2 protein-coding genes and 1 pseudogene are annotated in these 2,356 nt (G+C 57.9%); 1 reads left to right on the top strand and 2 read right to left on the bottom strand.

All coding sequences use genetic code 11. The features are described 5' to 3' along the window. Nucleotides 1-328 precede the first annotated feature (328 nt). Together JQ567_RS37855 and JQ567_RS37850 are read right to left on the bottom strand one after the other, a co-directional pair. Nucleotides 329-713: pseudogene (locus tag JQ567_RS37855) on the bottom strand (NUDIX hydrolase). Next, on the bottom strand, nucleotides 713-1,024 hold the full coding sequence (locus JQ567_RS37850; protein ID WP_212002050.1) for a hypothetical protein: 312 nt from the start codon (nucleotides 1,022-1,024) through the stop codon (nucleotides 713-715). Before JQ567_RS37850 ends, JQ567_RS37855 begins: the two are co-directional and overlap by 1 nt. 535 nt (nucleotides 1,025-1,559) lie before the next feature. Here JQ567_RS37850 and JQ567_RS37845 point away from each other — a divergent pair. Next, the gene (locus JQ567_RS37845) at nucleotides 1,560-2,192 is read left to right on the top strand and encodes a tyrosine-type recombinase/integrase (RefSeq protein ID WP_212443525.1); all 633 of its coding nucleotides are present in this window, start codon (nucleotides 1,560-1,562) and stop codon (nucleotides 2,190-2,192) included. Nucleotides 2,193-2,356: the final 164 nt, after the last annotated feature.

Raw genomic sequence — 2,356 nt, 5'->3', positions numbered from 1 at the left:
CGCAATCGGATATATCGCTCCGATCGAGATGGAGCTAAAAGCCGCTTAAGCCCGTCCACTTTCTCGGGGGAAGATCAGCCATGCCGCTGTGACGCCAATCCCGGCGATGAATTCGCGCCGCCTCATTGAGCCTCCGGAGAAAGTGCCTCACTGATGTCTGACCTTAGCACTTTGCAGAGTGGCGAGGGCAAACAAATGGGGCGGGTCGAGGTCCGTTGTGGGTCAGTCGCGTCGTTCTGATCGTGTGTCGATGACTTCCGGTCTACCCCGGTGAACGGACATTCTCAGGATAGGCGGGCATGTCTCAAAGGTGCCAAACGCGGAAGTGTTAGCCTCGCTTGGGGAACAGCTTGTCGCGGATGTAACGAGAGGTCGGCGTTAACCGGATGCCGCGCGGTTTACGCCACGTCGCCTTGTCTATTTCCCTCCTGTCACCGATGGCGAGACGACCGGACACTTTATTAGCGATGAATATAGCATCGCTCATCTTCCGTCCTGATGTGGGGTTCCTGGCCCTTGACCTCTTTCCAGAGCTTCAAGCGCCCCAGTTTGAGCTTTGGAAGCTCCTCCCGGATTTCCCTGCGCAGGCAATCTTTTTCCGTTTCCAGGCCACGCCTACGGCCCCCGGGAAACATCCATAAGCGGTCGCGCCTTCTTCTAACCAACAAAATCCGCCCGCGCTTTGCCGCAATGAGTTTTGACGACTTCGCCATTACTGTCCAATAAATCCACGCAGCTTTTTCACCGTTTCGGCGGCGTCCTTGGCTTCCTCGGTTGTCAGGACGGTGATCTCACCAGTACGCCTGTGCAAGACGCTGTGATGGATTGCCGCGCCTGAAAGGCCGTCCACATCCGACTTCACCGCGATGTCGTCGATATCGGAGAGCGCGAACGCGACAGGCTTTCTGTTCCACAGCAGCATTTTTTGCTGCAGCGTTGCCTTGCCGGAATCCTTGTCGAGTGTAAGCGTCGTTGAGCCTGCTTTCAAAACGAGCTTGCGCGGAGTTTCTTCGATATTAGCCATGGCAGGTCCCCGCTGGTCCCTACTTTCACATGTCAATTATCGGGCGATTTATGCGCTGTGTCGAGCAGGCAGACAAATTGACACCATAAAAACAGTGCCCGTTTGCGCCAATGGATGGGGTGGTCCGTCACCTTGGATGGCGTCGATGTGCCGTTCTGGGCGAGTTGGATTGCCGTCACCGTGGCGAGCGCGTTGAGCTTCGTCGGCTTCCGCGCCGCCATGCGCAGCTAAAGGCTGGCAGAGCCCGCCCGGGCCGATCTGTCGCCGGGCCGCGGAGCCACTTCCCTACTCGCGGGCATCGAGCCGTCGTGCTCTACCGCGACAGCGGTTTGGTGCAATATATGTTTTGCGACCCCAATATGATAGCGGAGGTTCATCGAAAGGGGCGACTTCCCGTGTGGGTCAAGCGCTACACGTGGTTTGCCGCTGGGCTGGACGCGAAGTCCGCTTAGACCCCGAAAGCCGACCTAATTCCAAAGCCTGATCCGGTGGCACATGCTTCTCGCCCTCTGTAACCTAGCCGAGGAGTATGGCCATGCAGGATCAAGCGAATGGCACCCCTGAGCATAAGCGAGTGCCGTGGAACAAGGGAAAGCTCACCGGTGCAAAGCCACCGCTGCGACCTAAACACGTCTGGTCGATCCGGACCAAGCTCCAGATCGAAGGCCGCGCTCGCGACCTCGCCATGTTCAATCTGGCAATCGACAGCAAGCTTCGCGGCTGTGATGTCGTCGCCATCCGCGTCGAGGACGTAGCCGCAGGCGGATACACAGCGGATCGCGCAACGGTGCGGCAGAAGAAAACCGGGCGGCCAGTCAGATTTGAATTGAGCGAGCAGACCCGCCAAGCAGTCGATGATTATCTAAAGTCCACCGGCAAACGGCTCGGCGAGTTTTTATTCACCGGCCGTCGCGGCCCTGACCGCAACGTGACAACGCGCCAATATGCCCGGCTCGTGTCGGAGTGGATCGGAAGCGTCGGGCTGGACCCAAGGCTGTTCGGGACGCATTCACTGCGACGGACAAAAGCGACCCTGATTTATCGGCGAACGGGCAACCTGAGAGCCGTTCAGCTCTTGCTCGGGCACACTAAAATCGAAAGTACCGTTCGATATCTCGGGATCGAAGTTGATGACGCCCTGGCAATAGCGGAACAAGTTGATGTCTGAAATACCCGGGCAGAGCGGACATACTCTGCCCGACCTCTAACCGCCGGTTTGTGCCAACAAGAGACTCGTGCATCGCAGCAAACAGCATCTATTCGATCACCTCATCAGCGCGAAGGAGTAACGGAGTCGGCACGGTGAGGCCGAGCGCTTTGGCAGTCTTCATG

It is taken from the genome of Bradyrhizobium sp. AUGA SZCCT0431, assembly GCF_018131065.1.
Lineage (GTDB): Bacteria > Pseudomonadota > Alphaproteobacteria > Rhizobiales > Xanthobacteraceae > Bradyrhizobium.
This window is presented reverse-complemented; position numbering and strand designations above follow the sequence as displayed.